Source organism: Frankia sp. BMG5.60 (assembly GCF_059428125.1).
This window is the reverse complement of record NZ_CM182091.1, coordinates 4,864,398-4,884,260: the sequence shown is the minus strand read 5'-3', so window position 1 is coordinate 4,884,260 and position 19,863 is coordinate 4,864,398. Positions and strand designations below refer to the sequence as shown.

Here is a 19,863-nt window from a genome sequence, read left to right as displayed (position 1 = left end):
CCGATCGGGTCCCCAGGACCGATCTGGTTCCCATGACCGATCGGGTCCCCCTGAGCGGCCTCAGCCACCAGCGGATCCGCTGCCGTCGGGTTCCGGTCCGCCGACAGTGTCCAACCGGTTCTGCCGCGGCCGGAACAGCGCCCCCGGCTCCATCGGCGCGAGCTCCGGCCGCGGAGTGGACTCGACTGCCGGCTCGGCTGCCGGCGACGCGGCGACGGCGACGGTCGGCTCCGGCTCCGGCTCCGGGGTGCTGCGCGCCGGCCTCGTCGGCCGGCCGCGCCAACCGCCACGCACGTCGGGCGCGTGATCCAGGACCCCTCCGGCCGGGTCGTCCACCGCGTCCGGGTCCAGCGCCGCCGCCGGCCGATCCACGGCGATTAGGTCGGCCGGGTCCAGCGACCCCCCGGTCCGCACCACATCCGTCCGCGGATGCAGGATCTCCCGCACCACGAACGCCGCCATGACGAGCAGCACCAGGTCGCGCAGCGCCACCGCACCCACGAACCAGCCCCGGTCGATCCCGTGCCGGCCCTGGGTGTCGTTGTAGATGAAATGCATGAAGCGGGTGAACAGGACCCAGGCCTCACATGCCTGCCAGAGCAGGAACAGCCGCCACCGCGGCCGGGCCAGCGCGACCAGGGGGAGCAGCCAGATCGTGTACTGAGGAGAGAAGACCTTGTTGCTCAGCAGGAACGCGACGACCAGCAGGAACAGCACCTGGGGCAGCCGCGGCCGGCGCGGCGCGAACCAGGTGAGCAGCCCGATCGCGACGACCGCGACCACCAGGGTCGCGGCAGTGATGATGTTCAGAGTCCCGATGGGCAGGCCGTGCTCGCGGATGCCCTGCAGGACCAGCGGTACGCCGAGCGCGACGGTCCCCCACGCCGCCACCGCCGAGGCGACGACGAGGCGGTGGGTGTCCGGGCGGTGCACGATGAGCGCCGCCGCCACCGCGAGGACGACGACCGCCATCACCGCGCAGACCACCAGGTGCAGCGGGCCGAACCAGGCCGGGTCGTGACGGTCGGCGAGCCAGGTCGCGCCGAAGGCCACCGAGTCCCAGTCGGCGCCCCGGTCCGAGTTCAGGTCGATGAACCGGGCGAGACCGTTACGTGCCCCGTCCGGGCCCCCGCCGAGCAGGCGCAGCCAGTCTCCGCCGTGCCAGAAGGTCGTCCAGATGCTGTCGCCGACCTTGTTGCTCTGCTCGTCGAAGTAGCCGGCGGACAGCCACAGCGGCACGATGACGACGATCACCGTCACGATCGCCGCGGTGACGGTCCTCGCCAGCTCCCGCAACTTCCCGGCCCGCAGGCAGAGGAAGCCGAGCCCGATCAGGAACAGCACCGGGTACAGCTTGGTGAGGATGCCCAGGCCGAGGAGCAGGCCGGCCAGCCGCGGCGCCCGTCTGGACCAGGCGAGCAGGCCACCGGCCGCGAATGCCACCGCGAGGATGTCCCAGTTCGTCAGCAGATGCAGGACCAGCGCGGGCGCCAGCGCGAACAGCGCCGCGTCCCAGACCCGCCGGGATCCGGCCGTCAACGCGGTGCAGGCCACCGCCACGCACACGGCGACCATGAACAGCAGCGCCGTGAGGTCGTAGAAGACGGCCGAGCGCCGGTCCATCGTGTAGTGGTCGAACACCCGGCGGCCGTCCTCGTCCCGGTAGACCGCCCTCGGGCCGGAGGCGTGACCCGCGGGCCAGGAGACGAGGGCCATCGCCGCGCCGATCAGCGGCGGGTACTCCGTCGGGTAGTCCAGATAGGGGACCTTCCCGTCGACCAGGCCCTCCTGGCTGTAGAGGGCGACTACGTCGGAGTAGCACAGCGCGCTGTACTGGTGCTCGTGCGTCCAGGTTCGGGTGTCCCGACAGCCGATCTTCTGCGTGTAGCCGAGCACGCTCGCCACGATGGCCAGGGCCATCAGCACGCGCAGCGGGGTCAGCCAGGTCCGCCGGTCCCCAAGGACCGCGTGTTCCCCCGGCGGCCCGCCGATGAGCTGGCTCGCGCCCGCCACGACCGGGTCCTCCCGGGCCGGGCTGACGCGGGCGGGAGACGCCGGTGTCGTGGCCATGCGGGCCATTGTGGTACATGGCCCGCTCGGGCCGGGGACCGCAGTTCCCGCAGGTGTCGCCGACTCGGCCCGGCACGCCGACGCGGCGTGCGCCCGGCCACACCCGGCACCGACGGGGCGGGCCGGCCGCACCCGGACCGCCGCCTTCCCGCCATCCGGCGGCTGTCGAACCTCGCCCGCGCGAAGAGCGAAAAGCAATCACCCAGGGGTGGGACCGGTGGACGGACCGCCGCCCGCCGCGGCGGATTCGGGATTGCGGGTTCGCATCTCGACGACGCCCCGATGTCCCGAACCCGGCGGCGCGGTCGGCCCACCGGTCACCCCAAAGGGTCCGAGAAAAGCCCCGTCGGTCTGGGCGAACCGTTCGGGCGGTTCGCTCCGGGCTGCGGCTGCGGCTGCGGCTGCTGCGGTTGTTGCTGACCGCCGCCGTTCCCGCCGAACAGGCCGCCCAGCAGATCGGTGAGGCCCGACGTCGGCGTGGTGCTCGGAGTCTCCGTCGGCGTGGGCGTGGGTTCCGGCTCGTTGTCCTGGACCAGTCCACCGAACGCCGGCGGATCGAACTTGGACTTCGGCACCCCTTGCAGGGCCGCATCCATGAAGGCCTTCCAGACCCTGGCCGGGAGAGTGCCGCCGTACACCCCGTCCGCTGCACCTGGGATGCCCTTGAGCTGGTCCGTGTTCAGGCCCTTGCCGCGGAACATGTCGACGCAGGAGGCGATCTCCTTGGTGTATCCGCAGAACCAGGCAGACCGGAAGTCGGTCGAGGTGCCGGTCTTCCCGGCGGCCTCACGGCCGCCGGCGAGCGCGGCCCGGTGTCCGGTACCGCTCGGATCGGTGATCACACTCTGCAGTGCATAGGTCGCGTCACGGGCAACCGAGCTGGGGATGGCCTGCTTCGCGTTCTGGTCGGCACCCGAATAAATCACCTGACCGCTGCCGTCCAGGACCTTGTCCACGATGTGCGGTTTGGCGCGCACCCCGTTGCTGGCAAGGACCGCGTAGACCGACGTCATGTCGATGGGGTAGACGTTGTCCTTACCCAGGGTGATACCGGCGACCGGTTCCAACGTGGTCGAGTCACGGATGCCGAGATTACGCGCGGTGGAAATGACGTTGTTGACGCCGATGTTCTGGCCGAGCGGCACGAACACGGTGTTGATCGAGGCGGCGGTCGCCTGGATGAGGTTCTTGTAGCCGAGGTCACCACCCTCGCCCTCGTCGTTCCCGAACTCGTAGCCGGGAAGAAACGCTTTGGCGGGCGCTGCGAACGTGGATTTCAGGTTGATGTTCTTCTGGAGCGCGGCCACCAGGGTGATCGTCTTGAAGGTCGACGCGGACTGCACCTGCGCCGTGGCCACGTTGTCCTCGTACTGCTCGCGGCCCTGCGCATCCTTGCCGTAGAGCGACCCCCCGTACCAGGCGAGTATTCGGCCGGTCCCGGGTTCGACCGCCGACAGGCCGGTCCGCAGATCCGGCACCGCCGCGTACGCGGTGCTCAGCACGCTGGTGACCGCGTTGAACGCGGCCATCTGGCGACCCTTGTCGATCGTGGTGGTGATGCGCAGGCCACCGCGGTTGATCTGATCCTCGGTGATCCCCCCCGCCATCAGCTCACGCTTCACCTCGTCGCGGATGTAGGCGACCTGAGCCGAGGAGGTGGTGGAGTCGTCCAACTTGGCGACGACCGGTGGGGGCTGCTCGCTGGTGATCGACGCGGGCGCCCAGCCCTTGGCGGCCATCGTCGCGACGACGTCATGCCAGCGGTTGGCCGCCGGCCCCGGATTCTTCGCGGGATCAAGATAGTTCGGCGATCGGATCAGACCCGCGATCACCGCGCCCTGCTGGGCCGTGAGATTCGCGGCCGTCGTGTTGTAGTAAGCCTTCGCCGCGGCCTCGATGCCGTAGGCACCGCGGCCGAAGTAGATCGTGTTCAGGTAGAACTCCAGGATCTGGTCCTTGGAGTACTTGCGGTCCAGCTTCACCGCCAGGACGATCTCCCGCATCTTGCGGCTGAACGTGCGCTCCTGGCTCAGGTAGGCGTTCTTCGCGTACTGCTGGGTGATGGTCGAGCCACCCTGCAACTCGCCACCGGTGACGTTGACGTAGAGCGCCCGCGCGATGCCCTTCGGCGAGATGCCGGGCTCGTTGTAGAAGTTCTTGTCCTCGGCCGCGAGCACCGCGTGCTGCATGTCCTTGGACACCTGGGCCAGCGGCACGTCGGTGCGGTTCTTCGTCCCGATGCGCGCGAGCTCGTCGCCGGTGCCCTGGGCCGTCCCGGCCGGCGGACCGTAGAAGATGATCGAGGTCTGGTCGGTCTTCACCTCGCCGGGCAGCGGCACCCGGGTCGCCGCGTAGACGACGGCGACGCCGGCAGCGAACAGCAGGATCGACGAGAACACCCCGGCCAGCACGAGCCGGCGCAGCCAGCGTGGCCGCCGCCGCCACCACTTCGGGCCACGACGTCCCTGGCCCGGCCTGGGCGAACGACCGCCGCCGCCCGGCCCGCCCGGCCCCTCGGGTCCGCCTGGTCCGTCCGGGCCTCCCATCGCCGCCCGTGACGAGCGCGCGGGAGCGCCGCGCCCCGGCCCGGTGCGCTCGGGTGTAGGACGGCGGGCACCGGGCCGGCCCGGGCCGGTGCGGCCCTCGGCCGCCTCCAGCTCGCCGACCCGAAGCGCCATCCGCTCGGTCGCCTGGGTGGGCCGGTCACGGCGCCGACCGGCGACCCGGCGCACCGGCGTCACCTCCGTCATGCCGGCACCGCCCGCCGCGCCGCGCCCGGCCTGATCCGCCGTCACCTTGCGGTAGACCGTCGCGTCGGCGGTGCGTTCGCTGACGTCGACCCGGCGCAGCGCCGCCTGGTCGACGGTGTCGTAGAGCGTGTTCACATCCGCCGAGGTCCGCGGGGCGCCAGCGGCCCGATCACGTCCGGTCGGCAGCGGTGGGCCGGATGGGCGGTCCAGGTCGGGCCCGCTGCGGTCGCCCACTCCGGCCATCCCGCCCGAGCGCCGGTCCGGCACGCCCCGCCCCCCGGTGCGCTCCCGCCCCCGCCCGCCGCGGACGGCGGGCTCGTCGACGGCCGCCCGGTCGGTCCGGCGACGCGGATCGGTTCCGTTTCCACCCACGGACGGCTGATCGGGGCGGGCGCCGCCCCTCGGGTCCACCACCGGGATGAACGGCCCGCCCGCGACCGCGCGAGTGGCCCCCGCATCGCGGGCAGGACCCGGATCGCGGGCGGAACCCGCATCGCGAGGCCTCCCGGCATCCCGGAACTCCGCCGGATCACGGGAGGCTCCCGGAACGCGGCCGGGTGCGTCGGACGATGTCTGCCGGCCCGCCGCGCGGGTCGCGGGCCATTCGGGTGCGCCGCCGGGCAGCGACCGCTCGGCGGCGGCCCGGTCGGGCGTTCCACGCTCCGGTCCCCGCCCGGGGGAGGCCACCCGCTCGGGGGAGATACCACGCTCGGCGGAGACACCGCGGGCGGCGCGGCCGGCCCGCTCGTCGGCGACTGGGTCGGGGCCAGGAGGCACCCCACGACCGGCGGCCCGGGCCGCCGAGCCGTGGTCGGGTACCCAGCCGGCGGTGGGGATCCCCGCGGCGCCGGCACCCGGGCGCCGGTCGGGCTGCGCGGCCTCGGCGGGAGCCACCGCGCGAGGCGGCGGTCCCCCGGCACGTCCGCCGGGACCGGCCGACCCAGCCGGCCCGGCAACTCCCGGCGGCCCGGCAACTCCCGCTGGCCGGGCAACACCCGGCGGCCCGACGGGTCCCGCGGGTCCGGCGGGTCCGGCGGGTCCGGCGGGTCCGGCGGGCGGCACCAGTGCGGCGCGTCCGGCGGCGGACCGACCGGCCGCCGGCACCAGGGCGGTGCGCTCGCCGCGGGGGCGGTCGACCGGCGGCGGGCCGTCGTGGCCGGTCCGGGCAGGCGAGTCCGGCCGGCCAGGCTGGCCGGCTCGGGCGATCCGGTCGTGCCTAGCCCGATCGGGGGACGCGTCCTGAGGCTGGCCGGGTTCGGACCGCGTCGGGTCCGAATCCGGGCTGCCCCGATAGGCGCCCCGGTCGTAGGGAGAGCTCACCAACCGCTCCATCCGTCGCTCTGGGACTCCCCGGTCACCGATCCGCCGCAGGGGACGGGCCGGCACCCCCGACCGCTACCGAAGGTCCGGTGCCCACCGGACCGATCCCGCTGGAACCCGGCCGTAGGGGACGCCGGCGGCCACAGGCCCTGGGCGGGACTCGGCCGACCACGCAGGGCCGGGCCACCCGCCGGGCTCACACCGGCAAGGTCACGGAACGGGACCACTCGTGGTCGGCACCACGCCTGGACCCGCCGCGACACCCACATGGCAGACCAGGATCTCATGCCAGATTCCGCCCGCTCGCGCAGGGCGCCCGGACCGCGGTCGCGCCGAATGACGTAGCGCTGCGGCGCGACCGGGAAAGGAGGAAGGAGGGAGGACAGCGGGAGTGCGCCGTCAGGTGTCGGCGGCACGTCGGTGCTGGCGCTTCGCCTTCGGCTCGCCGGTGCCGATCACGTAGGACGTGATCAGGTGGTTCCACCCGCACGGGCGGCACACCTCGACGACATAGACCCGCAGCTCGCTGTACCTCGCCGCAAGCGCCGGAAGGTCCTTCGTCGCCCGCACGCGGCCGGAGCTCTCACCGAGCTCGTCACCGTAGGTGTAGGTGACGTGGATGAGCGGATCGGTGCCGCGGCAGACCGGGCAGCGCTTGCTTGTCGGCTCGCCGTGGTACTTGGCCGCGCGCAGCAGGTAGGGATGCGCGTCACAGACGTCGAGCGAGGACACCCGACCCGCGAACAGATCCGCGAGCGTCGCCCGGCGGGCGAGCGCGTAGTCGATGACCGACCGCGACCGCATGTCTCAACGGTACGCCGCGGACGTGTTCCAGGCAGATGGTCCGGACAGATGGTCACCGAACGGACTGCCGTCCACCGCCCGCGCAACGGCCAGGCCCGCACCCCAGGACGGGCCCCGCAGCCACTGTGAGCCGGATTACACTGTGACGCCGCCCCCACCCACGGCGAGGTCGCTCGGTGGGCGCCGCCGGACCCGGCCCGGTCATGCGGGTGGGCGGGCCACGACTGGATCGGACCCCGATCACCCCTGCGAACAGGTAGTTCCCGGGTCAGCCACCGGCTGCGGCGAGATCGCCGGGGGCCGAGCGGCGCCGGCCCCGGACGGCTGCCGGCCGGGGCCGCGCCCCGCCCCGGCCCGGAGGTGGAGGTGTCGTTCTGTCATCTCCTGGTCGCCGGATAGTCATTCGTGGTTGCGGCGCTCGTCCCGAGACGTCTATCCTCGATGTATCGCTTCGATATGTCGGCGCGACAGTATCGGCGCGACAGTGTGGGCCGACGACATCGGCCCGACGACATCGGGGCGACAGCACGAGCGAGACGCGGCGGGGAGCGCCGCACAGCCGGGGAACGCCACACAGCGGGGCGGCAGGCCGGCAGGCGATCAGCCTGCGGCCGGGGCACGGTCGAGGGAGGGTGGATCATGCTGGAACTGGCGGTTCTCGCCCTGCTCTCCGAGAGCCCAATGCACGGTTACGAGCTGCGCAAGCGGCTAGCGGCGGTCCTCGGCGCGTTCCACCGGTTCAGCTACGGCTCGCTCTACCCCTGCCTGCGCCGCCTCGCGGACGCCGGGTACGTCACCGCGGACGACGTCAGCGCGACGACCCGGCTCGGCGGGCGCAGTCGGGTCGTCTACACGCTGACCGGCGAGGGCAAGGAGAAGCTCGCCGAGCTGCTCGGTGAGGGTGGCCCGTCCTCCTGGGAGGACGAGATGTTCGGCGTGCGGTTCGCCTTCTTCGCGAAGACGGACGCCGCCGTCCGCCTGCGCATCCTGGAGGGGCGCCGCGGCCGGCTCGAGGAGCGCCGGGAGAAGGTCCGTTCGGCCCTGACCAGGACCGTCGAGCGGTTCGACACCTACACGCTCGAGCTGCAGCGCCATGGGCTCGAGTCGGTGGAACGCGAAGTCCGGTGGCTCAACGAGCTGATCGAGACGGAGCGTGCCAGCGCCCCGGCGGGATTCACGGAACCCCAGTTGTCCACAGCATCCACAGGGTTGTCCACAGCTCCATCCACAGGATCGGATCCATCCACCGGATCGGAGCCGGGCACGCTCCCCCCTCCCGCTCGTGGCGGCGGGACGGGGCGCCGGCCGGTCAGGCCGGCCCGAGCGGGCCGGACGGCCCGGCGGGACGGACGCGCCACCTATCTCGACGGCACGCACGGCGGCAACGACGACGACGCGCGCAACCGGAACAGGCACGCCCCAGCCGAGGCCGGCCCGGACCCCGACGGTGAGGTTCCGGCCGGCCGGTGAGTGGCACCGCGTAGCGGCGCCCACACCCTGCCGTTCGGCTGGCGGGTGGCACCGCAGCGGAGCCGTATGCCCGATATTTCCACTTCCATAGAAATCGCAGCTAAGGAGCAGACCGTCATGGGTTCGGTACGTGTCGCCATTGTCGGCGTAGGCAACTGCGCCGCCTCGCTGGTCCAGGGGGTCGAGTACTACCGCGGCGCCGACCCGTCGGCGCAGGTCCCCGGGCTGATGCACGTGACGCTTGGCGACTACCACGTCTCCGACCTGACGTTCGTCGCCGCGTTCGACGTGGACGCCAAGAAGGTCGGTCGCGATCTCTCCGAGGCCATCGTCGCCAGCGAGAACAACACCATCAAGATCGCTGACGTGCCGCCGCTCGGCATCACCGTCTCCCGGGGTCACACCCTCGACGGCCTCGGCCGCTACTACCGCGAGACCATCGAGGAGTCGGACGAGGCGCCGGTCGACGTCGTGGCCACCCTGCGGGAGGCCCGGGCCGACGTGCTCGTCTGCTACCTGCCCGTGGGTTCCGAGGACGCCGCGAAGTTCTACGCCCAGTGCGCGATCGACGCCGGGGTCGCATTCATCAACTGCCTGCCGGTGTTCATCGCCGGGGTGCCCGAGTGGGCGGAGAAGTTCCGCGCCGCCGGCGTGCCGATCGTCGGCGACGACATCAAGTCGCAGGTGGGCGCCACCATCACCCACCGGGTGATGGCGAAGCTCTTCGAGGACCGCGGCGTCGTCCTCGACCGCACGATGCAGCTCAACGTCGGCGGCAACATGGACTTCAAGAACATGCTCGAGCGTGACCGGCTGGAGTCGAAGAAGATCTCCAAGACCCAGGCCGTGACCTCCCAGCTCTCCCACGATCTCGGCAAGGACAACGTGCACATCGGGCCGTCGGACTACGTGGCCTGGCTCGACGACCGCAAGTGGGCCTACGTCCGGCTGGAGGGTCGCGCGTTCGGCGACGTCCCGCTGAACCTGGAGTACAAGCTCGAGGTCTGGGACTCCCCCAACAGCGCCGGCGTGGTCATCGACGCGGTGCGCTGCGCCAAGATCGCCCTGGACCGGGGTGTCGGCGGCCCGATCCTGTCTGCCTCGTCGTACTTCATGAAGTCCCCGCCGGAGCAGTACCGCGACAACGAGGCCCGCGACAAGGTCGAGGCGTTCATCCGCAACGAGGGCTGAGCGAAGCCCGCCGGGCCGCTCGACGGACCCGTCCACCCAGCCTGCACGCCCGCTTCCCCGGCTGGGGAGGCGGGCGCCGGGTTCGGTCGTCCGGAGGGGGCGACCGAACCCGGATGGCACCCCGGCCACGCCGCAAGCGGCCCGAGCGGCCCGAGCGGCCCGAGCGGCCCGAGCGGGCCTGCGCGGACCCACCGGTGACCTGAGGCGGGCCGGGTGGCCCTACGCTGACAGGCGTGGCATGGTCGGCGAACCTCCGCGAGCTGCTCGGCGGCCGCCGGTTCCGGATGCTCTACGCGGCCCGGCTCACCTCTCAGGCCGCCGACGGCGTCTTCCAGGCGACCCTCGTCAGCTACGTGCTGTTCTCCCCCGAGCGGGCGACGTCCGCGGGGGCGCTGGCCTCGTCGCTGGCGATCGTCGTGCTGCCCTTCAGCGTGATCGGCCCGTTCGCGGGCATCGTGCTGGACCGGACGTCCCGCCAGCGGGTGCTCGTGGTCAGCTCGCTCGTGCGGATGGTGCTCATGGCCATCCTGGTGGTCCTCATCGCCGCCGGGCGCACCGGCGTCGACTTCTACGCGGTGGCGCTCGCGTCGGTGAGCGTGAACCGCTTCGTCTTGGCGGCGCTGTCCGCCGGGCTGCCCGTCGTCGTCGACGTCGACCGCCTCGTCACCGCCAACGCCCTGTCGGTCACCTCCGGCACCGTCGCGACCCTGCTCGGCGCCGGTCTCGGCAGCGGGGTGCGGGGCCTCGTCGGCGGCGACGACCGGACGGTGGCCCTCGTCGCGGGCCTGGCGGCGCTCGCCTACCTGGTGGCGATGGTGACGGCGTCGCGCTCCGGCCGGGCCGACTTCGGTCCCGTGGTCGCCGTGCCCTGGCAGGGCGCCTGGCGGCAGGCCAGCGAGGTCGTCGCCGACATGGTCGACGGCGCCCGCTACCTCGCCGGCCACGGCCCGGCCCGCCGGGCGCTCGCCGCGCTGACCAGCTCGCGTGCGGCCTACGGGCTGGTCCTCGTGATGACGGTGCTGCTGTACCGCAACTACTTCACCGGCAGCGAGGGCGGGCTGACGGGTCTCGCCGCCGTCGTGACCGCCAGCGGGGTCGGCACCGTCACCGCCGCCGTCGTGACCCCGCGGGTGACCCGGCGGATGCCGAAGTCGAGCTGGATCACGCTGGTCCTGGTGTTCGGGGGCGTCGTCGAGGTGGTGCTCGGTCTGCCCTTCCAGGCTCCCCTGTTCATCGTCGCCGGCGCGCTGCTCGGGTTCTCCGCCCAGGCCAGCAAGATCTGCGTGGACACCATCGTCCAGGAGCAGACCGACGACGCCTACCGCGGCCGCGCCTTCTCGCTCTACGACCTGTTGTTCAACGTCGCCTTCGTCGCCGCGGCGGCGGTCGCGGCCGTCATCCTGCCCGACGACGGCCGCTCGGCCGCGGTGGTCATCGTCGCCGGGCTGGGCTACGCGCTGGCCGGGCTGGTGTACTACCGGGCCGCCCGCCGGCACCCCGAGGACCGGGTGATCCGCGGCGTGGGCGACGGGCCGCCGCCATCGCACCCGGCCGTTCCCCCGCCCAGCGGTGCCGCCGACCCGGTTGATCCGACCGATCCCGCCGGCCGGATCAACCCGATCATCTCGGCGGGACCGGCCGAGAATCGCGGCTGACCCGCCCGATCGCCCCGGCTGACCCGGCTGACCCGGCTGATCGCTTCGGCCGCCCCGCCCGGTTATGCGGTCATGCGGTCACGCGCCCGGGATCGGCACCTCGTGCTCGCGGGCCCACCGGAACAGCTCGGCCTCGGCCGCCTCGCGCCCGACGAGGCCGCACTCGAAGCGGAACTCCAGCATGTGCGCGCGGGCCTGACCCACCAGGCGGGACGGGGCGAGCCCGAGCAGCGCCATGATGTCGTCGCCGGACAGCTCCGGCCGGATCGCCGCGATCTCCTCCCGCGCGGCGAGGTCGGCGATCCGTTCCTCCAGCGAGTCGTAGGTACGCGACAGCACCGCCGCCTTGCGCCGGTTGCGGGTGGTGCAGTCGGAGCGGACGAGCTTGTGCAGCCGGGTGAGCTGGGGGCCGGCGTCGTGGACGTAGCGGCGCACGGCCGCGTCCGTCCATTCGCCCTCGCCGTAGCCGTGGAAGCGCAGGTGCAGGTAGACGAGCCGGCAGATGGCGTCCGTGACGTCCTTGGGGAAGTGCAGCGCGGCCAGCCGGCGGCGCGTCATGTCCCGGCCGACGACCTCGTGGTGATGGAACGACACCCGGCCGCCCGGGATGTGCCGCCGGGTGCGCGGCTTGCCGATGTCGTGCAGCAGCGCCGCCCAGCGCAGCACCTCGTCGGGTTCGCCCGGCTCCTCCAGGGCGATCGCCTGGCGCAGCACGGTCAGGGTGTGCGCGTACACGTCCTTGTGCTGGTGGTGCTCGTCGATCTCCATCCGCATCGCCGCGACCTCGGGCAGCACGATGTCGGCGACGCCGATCTCGACGAGCCGCTCCAGGCCCGCCACCGGGTCGGGGGCGACGATGAGCTTGCGCAGCTCGTCCCGGATCCGTTCGGGGGAGACGATCGCGAGCCGCTCGGTCCGCGCGCGCATCGCCTCGACCAGCTCGGGCACCGGGGTCAGCCCGAGGGCCGCCTCGAACCGGGCGGCGCGCAGGATGCGCAGCGGGTCGTCGTCGAACGACGCCTCCGGGCTCGCCGGGGTGCGCAGCACGCCGCGGGCGAGGTCGGCCATCCCGCCGAACAGGTCGACGAAGTCGTGGCCCGGGACCGACACCGCCATCGCGTTCACGGTGAAGTCCCGGCGGGACAGGTCCGCCTCCAGGCTGTCGCCGTAGGTGACCGCCGGGTTGCGGGACTGCCGGTCGTACGCCTCGCTGCGGTAGGTGGTGATCTCGAAGCGCAGGCCGCGCCGGGCGAGCCCGACCGTGCCGAAGGCGATCCCCGCCTCCCAGGTGGCCTCCGCCCAACCCCGGGTGATCTCCAGCACCCGCTCGGGCCTGGCGTCCGTGGCGAAGTCGAGGTCGGCCGGGGCGCCGGTGGCGCCGGTGGTGGGCCGGCCGAGCAGGGCGTCGCGGACCGACCCGCCGACGAGGTGGAGCAGGTGGCCGTGGGCGGCGAAGACACGACCGAGCTCGTCGGCGGCCGGCGGCACCCTGAGCAGCTCACTCACCACCCGTTCGGCCGAGTCGCGCGGGTTGTCCAGACTGATCACTGACACACCTTCAGGTTACGGGGTTGGACGCGGTGAACCGGCACCCGGACGGGCCGGGGACGATCACATCGCGCCCACGGTGACGCGGTTCCGACCACCGGGATCAACGGGCACAACCGGGGCGTTGCGGGCACACGGGCCGGCCGGGGGACCCGCGCCTCGTACGATCAATCCATGCCGCCGTCGACCTCCTCCGCCGGTCGCACTCCGCTGCCCCGGGTGGAGGAGACCTCGGCGGGCGGCCTCATTCTCGACCAGTGCTCCACGGACGCCTCCGCCGCGCTCATCGCCCGCCGGGATCGCCACGGGCGGCTGTTGTGGCTGCTGCCCAAGGGTCACGTCGAGGCCGGCGAGACCACCGAGCAGGCCGCCGTGCGGGAGGTCAGCGAGGAGACCGGGCTGACCGGGTCCGTCCTCGGCCGGTTGGGCACCATCGACTTCTGGTTCGTCGCCGGGGGGGCACGCATCCACAAGACGGTGCACCACTTCCTGCTGCTGCGCAGCGTCGGCTCGCTGTCGGACGCCGACATCGAGGTCGACGCCGTGGCCTGGGTCCCGCTGGCCGAGGTCGCCGAGCGCCTCGCCTACGCCGACGAGCGGCGCCTGCTCGACGAGGTGCCCGTCGTGCTGGCCGCGACCGCATGACGGCGCCGCGCCGGCCCGCGCGACGGGCGCGGCCCTGCGGGGAGCCCGGCGCCCGGCGCTGGCCGGCCCGGCTCGCCGCCGTGGTGCTGCTCGCCCTCGTCGTCCCGGTGGCCGGCGGCTCCGCGGCGGTCGCGGCGATCCGCGGCGGGCTCGTGGAACGGATCGCCCGCCCCGATTCATCCACAGGATCACCACGGTCTTCCACAGCTTCATCCACAGACGAACCGGGCAATTCACTACCTTCTTCACCGGGATCGACCTCGTCGTCCACCGGTGTGGACAACCCGGTGACCGTCACCCTCACCGAGGTGCAGGCACCGCCGGCCGGCTCGTCCGTCGTGTCCGTGCAGGGGACGCTGGCCACCTCGGCGGCCCAGCCCCTGACCGACCTGCGGATGAGCTTGTGGATCGGCTCCGCGCCGGTGACCTCCCGCGGACAGCTCGAGACCCTGGCCGGCAGTACCGCCGCGGCCCGCGCCCTGATCAACCGGCAGCTCGCCCTCGCGAGCGGCGACCGCTCACAGCCGCTGACGGATCCGCCCGTCCGCGGCGCCAATCCGGTCCCCTTCATGATCACCGGAGACCTCGGCGGGTCGGCTCCGCCGGCGCGGGTCGGCGCCTACCCGCTGCGGATCCTGGTCACCGGTTCCATCGGCGGGACGGCCGCGCGCCCGATCGGCGCGGCGTACACCTTTCTGGTGCGTTCGTCCGGCCAGCAGGAGCAACGGACCCCGGTGGCGGTCGTCGTGCCGCTCGCCGACCAGCCCCGCCTGCGCTCGGACGGCCTGCTGACCGACAACGTGCTCGCCGACGAGGTGAAGCCGACCGGACGGCTGTACCGACTGCTCGACGCGGCCCGGTCGACCGTCACCGCCGAGGGCCGCCGCGCGGTCACGCTCGCCGTCGACCCGACGCTGGTGCAGGCGCTGCAGACCATGGCGAACCCGGACGGCTACCACTACGCCAGACCCGGCGGCGGCGCGGACGGCGTGAAGCAGCCGCCAAGCTCCGACGCCGCCCAGTTCCTGAGCGACATCAAGAACTTCGCCGAGGCGGACGGCACGGTCTTCGCCCTGCCCTACGGCGACGCCGACCTGGCCGCCCTGGTCCACGCCCAGAAGCTGGACACGGTGAGCTACGCCGTCAACACTGGCCAGGTCGTGCTGGCCGCCCTGCTGAAACGAGACCCCGCGCAGATGGCGTCCGTCGCCTACCCCGTCGACGGGCTCGCCGACGCCGCCACCGTGGACGTGCTGCGCCAGTTGAAGGTCGGGACCGTGCTCCTCGACGACCGCGTCCTCCGTCCCCGGTCCACCGTCACCTACACGCCGTCGGCAACCTACGAGCTCCCGACGTCGGCCGGCCCGATCCGGGCACTCGCCACCGACCACCGCCTCGCCGAGATCGCCACCTCCTACGACGGCCGGGCCGACGGTCCCAGCGCCGGGGTCGTCCTGGCGCGTTTCCGGGCCGACCTCGCCATGATCACCGCCGAGAGGTCCGAGCCCCGGTTCCAGGTCCTCGCCCTGCCGAGGGACTGGAACCCGCCCACGGACGACTGGGCCAAGCAGGTGCTGGGGGCGATCGACAGCGACTACTCCGCGCCGGTCCCGCTCGACGGCGGCGCCGGCCAGACCCAGCCGCCGGTCCGCCGCGGCGTGCTGGTCTATCCGGCGGACGGGCAGGCCAGGGAACTGCCCGCCACCTACCTCGACGCGGTCACGAGCGTCCGTGACGAGGCGCGGGCGCTGGGGCCGGTACTCTGCCCACCGCTCAAGTCCCTCCCCACCTGCCAGGTCGACAAGGTCAACCCGATGAGCGACGCTCTTGTCACAGCGACCTCCGTCGCCTGGCGCGGGGGGCGCATGGTCGACGGTGTGTCGTTGAGCCAGCAGGTGGACGGGGACGTGTCCACGATCCGCAACGGCATCCAGGTGGTGGCCTCCCGCAGTGTCAACCTGACGAGCAAGCACGGGCTGGTGCCGATCACGCTCGAGAACAACACGAAGTTCGAGGTCACCGTCGTGCTCGCCTTCTCCTCGACCCACTCCCGGCTACGCTCGCCGGCCCGCGAGACCCGTATCCTCCCCTCGGGGCAGAAGGCCCAGATCGAGATAGAGGTGGACGCCGAGGGCGCGGGGACCTTCCCGCTGGAGATCCGCCGCCTCAACCTCGACGGCCAGGCCCTGTCGACCGATCCCCCGACCCGGGTGCTCGTGCGCTCCACCGTCTACGGCGCCATCGCCACGGCCATCACCATCGGCGCGGTCAGCGTGCTGCTGCTGGCCGTCGTGGTGCGCCTCGCTCGCCGGCTGCGGCCGGGCGCGCGCCGGACCGCCAGCCCCGCCGGCGGCGCCGGCGAACCGATCGCCGGCGGCACGGCGGTTCCGGACGGCACCGCGGTTCCGGACGGCACGGCGGACCCGGGTGCCGCGGCGCTGCCGGGTCGCCCCGACAGCGAGTCCGACGCCGCCCGGCGGGCGCCCGCCGCAGTTGCCTCCGGGTGGTCGACGGGCGCCCCAACCACCGACCTCTCTTACGCCGCGCGTCGTGGGCCGGGCGTCGCGCCCGCCGACCGCGGCCTAGAGCCCGGGACCGGCCGGGACCAGGACCGGGACCGGGGCCTGAACCCGGAGCATCAGCCCGATCCCGGCCACGGCGCCGCGGGCCCCGGCCGGCCGGCGCCCGCGGCGGAACACGCCGCCCCCGGGCGGGACGCGGCCACCGGTCAGGTTCCGGCCCGTCGGCGACGGAGCGGCCCGTGACCCCCGTCGAGGGGGAGGGCGGCTCGGGTCCCCGGCACCGCCGGGGCGGCACCGGCCCCCGCGGTGGACGCGGCGATCGTGGTCGCGATTCGTGGCGGGACACCGCCGGCGGCCCGGACGACCGGGCTGACGAGTGGCCCGACGGCGCCGACCGGCCGGGGGCGGCTCCCGATCCGTCCCATGCCCCCGGCCCGCCGCCCCAGGCGGACTGGTCCTACCCCGCCCAGGACCCGCGGCAGTACCGGGATTCCGGCCGGCCTTACCCAGAGCCCAAGCGCTCCTACCCGGATGGTGGTCAGCCATATCCGGGTGGCGACCGGTCCTACCCGGGAGACCGCCGCTCCTTCCCCAACCCGAGTGGGCAGCGCCCGAACCTCGACCAGCGGTATCCCGATCCAGCCGATCGGTACCCCGGTCCCGACAGCCAGCCCGGGAACCCGGACGACGGGTACGCGGATCGCGACGACGGCTACCGCGGCCGGGGCGATACGTACGCGAATGAGCCGTACGCCGAAGGACCGTACGCCGAAGAGCCGTACGCGGAAGGGCGCTATCCCCAGCGGGCACGGCGGGCGGCCTACCCCGAACACCCGGTCGGCGATCACGACCCGGCCGGGCGGAACGACGCGCCCCACCGCGGCGACGACCGATGGGTCGACCCACGGGACGGCGCCGCGCCGCGCCCGGTCCCACCCCCCGGCCCGCCGCGAGCCGCGGTTCCGGAGGCGACCCGGAAGCTGCCGGCCCCGCCGCGGACACCACCGCCTCCCCCCGGCGTGCCGCCCCCGACCGAGAGAGGTCCCGGCTCCGCCGCACGCGGGCGGGTCCAGCCCGCTGCGCCAGGCGATGGGACACGGACCACCAGACTGCCCACCCCGCCCGGCCCGCCGCGGCCGGCGGACCCGACGCCCGGGCGACGGCCACAGTCGGAACCCGGCTCGCCCTCCGGCCCGGTCGGTCGGCCCACCGGCCCAGGTGCCGCCGGTCCAGGTGCCGCCGGTTCGGGTGCCGCCGGTTCGGGTGCCGCCGGTTCGGAATTCGTCGGGCGCGGGTCGCAGGAGCAGCAGCCGGATGCGGCCGACCGCCCCCGACGCTTCGCCGGCGAGCGGCGCCGGCCGTCTCTCGGCGAGTCCCGGCCGACGGTGGCGCTGCCGCGCAGCAACGTCCGGCGCATCCCCCCGGAGTCACACCAGCACGGGCGCGGGCGGGACGACGGCCGCGGACGGGGCACCGCCCTGCCCCCCGAGGCCCGGGACGGCCGAGACGCCCGCACCCGCACCCGCGACCGTCGCGGCGACGCCCGCTACGGCGCTGAGCGCGACGGAGCCCCCGGCGGTTGGCGCGACGATCCGGCCGCCGAGCCGCGGGCAGACCGCCACGTCGGCGAGGTCGGGGACGGCGGGAACGCGGGGAACGGCGGCGGCTTCAGGGAGGGCGACCTCAGGGACGTCCGCGCCGCCCGCCCTCGGACCCCGGCCTCTCGCGAGACGGGCGGGCGGACCGCCCGGCGTGACCCGTCACGTCGACGGACCCCGCGCCCCACGGATGCGGCGGCCACCACCGCGCTCGCGAAGCCGTCACCCGCGAAGGCAGCGACCGCGCAACCCGCGAGCACACAATCCACGAGTGCCCAACCCGCGAGGGACCAGTCGACGAGGGCACAGTCGACGACCGCGAAACCGACGACCGCGAAACCGACGACCGCCCGCCGGGGGAAGGCCGGCGCGGGGAAGTCCGGGCCGAGCCTCGGCCAGGCCAGCGGGATCATGGCGATCGGCACGATCGCCTCCCGGGCGTCCGGCTTCCTGCGCACGGTCGCGATCGCCGCCGCGCTCGGCACCAGCGGGGTCAGCCAGGCGTACAACGTCGCCAACACCACCCCGAACGTCCTCTACGACCTGCTCCTCGGCGGGATCCTGACCAGCGTCATCGTCCCGGTGATGGTGCGCGCGGCCAAGGAGGACCCGGACGGCGGGGACGGCTTCGCCTCCTCCCTGCTGACCATCATGATCCTCGGGCTGGGCGCGGCGGTAGCGGTCGGCATGCTGGTCGCGCCCTGGATCACCGACGCCTACCTGCACTCGGGGCCGGCCGAGCGGGCGCTGGGCACCGAGATGCTGCGCTGGTTCCTCCCGCAGATCATCTTCTACGGGGTGGGTGCGACGATCGGCGCGATCCTCAACGTCCGGCAGTCCTTCGCCGCGCCCATGTTCGCGCCGATCCTGAACAACCTGATCGTCATCGCGACGTGCGTGGCCTTCGTCTACATCGTGTCGGGACCGCATCCCCCCGGGGTGGACGGGCCGAAGGCCATCAGCAACGCGCAGATCACCGTGCTCGCCGGCGGGACGACGCTGGGTGTCGTGGCCATGACGCTCGCCCTGCTGCCCTCGCTGCGCAAGGTCGGTTTCCGCTACCGCCCGCGGCTGGACCTGCGCCATCCGGAACTGCGCTCGGCGGCCCGGCTGGCCGGCTGGACGCTGCTGTTCGTCATCGTCAGCCAGGCCGGCTATCTGGTGATCGTCAACCTGTCGACAGCGACGACGGCGTACACGATCTACACCTACGGCTACCAGATCTTCCAGCTTCCCTACGCGATCATCGGCGTCTCGGTGATCACGGCGCTCCTGCCGAGGATGAGCGGGCACGCCGCCCAGGGCCGCCGGGATCTCGTCCGGGCCGACATCTCGACCGCGACCCGGGTCGCGGTCACGGCCATCGTGCCGGCGGCCCTGTTCATCCTCGCCCTGGGTCGGCCGATCGCCGTCGCGGTGTTCTACCACGGCGCGGTCCGTTACCACGCCGCTGTGGACATCGGCGACACGCTCAGCGCCTTCGCGCTGGCCCTGGTGCCCTTCTCGCTGTTCCAGGTGCAGTTGCGGGCGTTCTACGCCTACCAGGACAGCCGGACGCCGGCGCTGGTCAACATGGGCGTCGTCGCGGTGAACGTGCTGGGCGCGGTGGTGCTCACCGTGCTGGTGCCCGAGCAGCACCGCGCGCCGGCGCTGGCGCTCGCCTTCGCCTTCGCCTACCTGGTCGGGCTCGCGGCCACGACGATCCTGCTGCGCCGGCGGCTGGGCGGCGTCGACGGCAACCGCACCGCCCGGGTGATCACTCAGGTCGCGGTCGCCGCGGGCCTCGGCGCCGTGGTCGCGTCCCTGCTGGCCCGGGGAATCCGGTCGGTGATCGGGACGGGCTGGCTCAGCTCCGGGATCGCGGTGGTGATCGCGGCCGTCGTGGGCGGCGCGCTGTTCATCGCGGTCGCCAAACGGATGAACGTGCACGAGGTCAACGCGCTGGCCGAGGTTGTCAACGGCCGCCTGCGCCGCGGGCGCGGGCGGGGCAGGCCCGGCGGGCCGACCGCATCGCCGGCGGCGGCCGACCGGACGGGGCGGACGGACCGCACGGGCAGGACCGACCGGACGGCCCGCCGGGAGCCGTCGTCGCGGACCGGGGCACGCGCCCCCACACCACCGCGCCGGGAAGGCCCGGACGACCGGTCGGGCTCCGCGACCGGCACGCGCCGGACCGGGCGAGCGCCGCGGCGGCGCTGACCGGTCGGCGCCCGTGACGACCCGGGCCGGGCCCGGCGGAGATTGCCGATCGACGCCCGCGGCGGACACCAAAGGGCCAGCCCGGACGCCA

10 protein-coding genes are annotated in these 19,863 nt (G+C 73.6%); 6 read left to right on the top strand and 4 right to left on the bottom strand.

What is annotated here, in order from left to right:
- Positions 1 to 60: 60 nt before the first annotated feature.
- The 3 genes from AC5R91_RS20060 to AC5R91_RS20050 all read right to left on the bottom strand — a co-directional run bounded on the left by AC5R91_RS20060 (position 61) and on the right by AC5R91_RS20050 (position 6,944).
- Entirely contained in the window at positions 61 to 2,079 is a 2,019-nt protein-coding gene (locus AC5R91_RS20060; protein ID WP_495392868.1) for a glycosyltransferase 87 family protein, read from the bottom strand.
- A 308-nt stretch (positions 2,080 to 2,387) separates the two neighbouring features.
- Entirely contained in the window at positions 2,388 to 5,714 is a 3,327-nt protein-coding gene (locus tag AC5R91_RS20055; RefSeq protein WP_495392867.1) for a transglycosylase domain-containing protein, read from the bottom strand.
- Between the two features lie 825 nt (positions 5,715 to 6,539).
- On the bottom strand, positions 6,540 to 6,944 hold the full coding sequence (locus AC5R91_RS20050) for a DUF5318 family protein (RefSeq protein ID WP_495392866.1): 405 nt from the start codon (positions 6,942 to 6,944) through the stop codon (positions 6,540 to 6,542).
- Between the two features lie 639 nt (positions 6,945 to 7,583).
- On the opposite strand from AC5R91_RS20050, the gene AC5R91_RS20045 reads away from it, so the two are divergent.
- From AC5R91_RS20045 to AC5R91_RS20035, 3 genes are all read left to right on the top strand, one after another.
- A complete protein-coding gene (locus AC5R91_RS20045; protein ID WP_495392865.1) occupies positions 7,584 to 8,414 on the top strand; it encodes a PadR family transcriptional regulator in 831 nt (276 codons plus the stop codon).
- A gap of 117 nt (positions 8,415 to 8,531) precedes the next feature.
- Positions 8,532 to 9,605: an inositol-3-phosphate synthase gene (locus AC5R91_RS20040; protein ID WP_495392864.1), complete on the top strand. Its 1,074-nt coding sequence runs from the start codon at positions 8,532 to 8,534 to the stop codon at positions 9,603 to 9,605.
- Between the two features lie 233 nt (positions 9,606 to 9,838).
- Positions 9,839 to 11,260, top strand: a complete 1,422-nt coding sequence (locus AC5R91_RS20035; RefSeq protein ID WP_495392863.1) for an MFS transporter — start codon at positions 9,839 to 9,841, stop codon at positions 11,258 to 11,260.
- Between the two features lie 78 nt (positions 11,261 to 11,338).
- Here AC5R91_RS20035 and AC5R91_RS20030 read toward each other — a convergent pair whose 3' ends face one another.
- Complete coding sequence (locus AC5R91_RS20030; RefSeq protein WP_495392862.1) at positions 11,339 to 12,808, bottom strand: CCA tRNA nucleotidyltransferase; 1,470 nt, start codon at positions 12,806 to 12,808, stop codon at positions 11,339 to 11,341.
- Between the two features lie 174 nt (positions 12,809 to 12,982).
- Here AC5R91_RS20030 and AC5R91_RS20025 point away from each other — a divergent pair, with 174 nt between their 5' ends.
- The 3 genes from AC5R91_RS20025 (at position 12,983) to murJ (ending at position 19,772) form a co-directional block, all read left to right on the top strand.
- Positions 12,983 to 13,453, top strand: coding sequence for an NUDIX hydrolase (locus tag AC5R91_RS20025; protein ID WP_495392861.1), 471 nt, complete (start codon positions 12,983 to 12,985; stop codon positions 13,451 to 13,453).
- Entirely contained in the window at positions 13,450 to 16,218 is a 2,769-nt protein-coding gene (locus tag AC5R91_RS20020; RefSeq protein WP_495392860.1) for a DUF6049 family protein, read from the top strand. The genes AC5R91_RS20025 and AC5R91_RS20020 overlap by 4 nt, the downstream gene beginning before the upstream one ends.
- A gap of 1,142 nt (positions 16,219 to 17,360) precedes the next feature.
- The gene (murJ, locus tag AC5R91_RS20015) at positions 17,361 to 19,772 is read left to right on the top strand and encodes a murein biosynthesis integral membrane protein MurJ (protein WP_495392859.1); all 2,412 of its coding nucleotides are present in this window, start codon (positions 17,361 to 17,363) and stop codon (positions 19,770 to 19,772) included.
- Positions 19,773 to 19,863: the final 91 nt, after the last annotated feature.

Coding starts and splice junctions, on each gene's coding strand:
- AC5R91_RS20060 (WP_495392868.1), bottom strand. CDS start 2,079: ATGGCCCGCATGGCCACGACACCGGCGTCTCCCGCCCGCGTCAGCCCG.
- AC5R91_RS20050 (WP_495392866.1), bottom strand. CDS start 6,944: ATGCGGTCGCGGTCGGTCATCGACTACGCGCTCGCCCGCCGGGCGACG.
- AC5R91_RS20045 (WP_495392865.1), top strand. CDS start 7,584: ATGCTGGAACTGGCGGTTCTCGCCCTGCTCTCCGAGAGCCCAATGCAC.
- AC5R91_RS20040 (WP_495392864.1), top strand. CDS start 8,532: ATGGGTTCGGTACGTGTCGCCATTGTCGGCGTAGGCAACTGCGCCGCC.
- AC5R91_RS20025 (WP_495392861.1), top strand. CDS start 12,983: ATGCCGCCGTCGACCTCCTCCGCCGGTCGCACTCCGCTGCCCCGGGTG.
- AC5R91_RS20020 (WP_495392860.1), top strand. CDS start 13,450: ATGACGGCGCCGCGCCGGCCCGCGCGACGGGCGCGGCCCTGCGGGGAG.